The 1,094-nt window shown below is 50.3% G+C and carries 2 protein-coding genes; both read right to left on the bottom strand.

Going from position 1 to position 1,094, the window contains the following annotated elements; translation table 11 throughout:
- Positions 1-206, bottom strand: a 206-nt coding sequence (locus AC1DUO_RS25310) for a histidine phosphatase family protein (RefSeq protein WP_477989437.1), incomplete at its 3' end; no start/stop codon positions are given.
- A 194-nt stretch (positions 207-400) separates the two neighbouring features.
- Positions 401-1,094 (bottom strand): transposase (locus tag AC1DUO_RS25305; RefSeq protein WP_477989436.1); only part of this gene is annotated, 694 nt, incomplete at its 5' end.

The raw sequence follows: 1,094 nt of genomic DNA, 5'->3' as shown, positions 1-1,094 counted from the left end.
GCCAGGCTCTGTCCCATTTGCCAGGTACGGCCAAGCGGAGAAGCGTAAACACATTCAACTCGGTAATCACTTGCGGCAAACGCTGCCAGTAAGGCTGATGTTTGGCGCTTCCCCCGGTGGGTCAACGTACTATCGCTCTGCCCCTGAATAACTCCTCTCACATTCCACTCTGTTTCTGCGTGTCGAACAAGAATCACTTTCATCATTAGTGGACCATGCATCTTGTTGATTTAAATGTCTTAGACCAAGCATACCAGCCTGCTGTAGTGGAATGCTTTCTGTTCCGGACGAAAAACAGTAACAAGTGTAGCTGAATGCAAACCGGGATGGCCTGTCCCAAGAGTGAGGCGCTGAACGTAGATAATGTCCGCTTCACGCCCTGAGACATTCGACAAGTTTTTTACGGCATCAGTAAGGGCGATTTTCGCTCTTCCAGTGCCAGCAAATATTTCGCTTCGTCATAGCGGGTTCTGGTCTTCCAGCAGCGGTAAATGATCCTTAGCCATTTGAATGCCAGAGCCCGGATCGCGGATTGATGAGATTTTCCCTTTTCTCGCTGCCCCTGATAATACAATTTGGCCCAGTATGATGAGTTAACCGTCTTGGCAGCCCATTCAACAAAGGTCTGCCTGACGAACTTCGCACATTGCCATCGCCAGTGAACCCAGGATTTCTGGCCACTTCGTTCTGTCACCGGTGCAATACCTGCGTAGTTTTGAATTTCTTCAGCGCTGTTAAACCGGTCTCGGTTATCACCAAGTGCAGCAAGCATACGTGGGCCCATACACGGCCCCATGCCCGGAAGTGATTTGAACAGCCCCGCATCTGGCAATGTGTCAAACAGCGTTTCGATTCGTYCGTCATAGGTTTTGATGATTTCACTCACGACTTTAATTTGTGTCGCCAGTGCTGTTGCCATCAAAGCATTAGCCTCTATAACACTCGGGTCTGTCGTCAATGGGATCGCGTTATCAATACTCGCAACACGTTGCTCGGTAAGGGCTATTGCGCGGCTACCTTTGGCATTCAGAAAGTTGCGGATCGTGTCGCGCCTGGCGCGTTTCAGTTGTTGCAGACTGGGCCACCGCATAATC

The organism is Rahnella sp. P4_A8, from assembly GCF_056402435.1.
The sequence above is the reverse complement of the archived record's forward strand: the minus strand, read 5'-3'. Positions and strand labels throughout refer to the sequence as shown.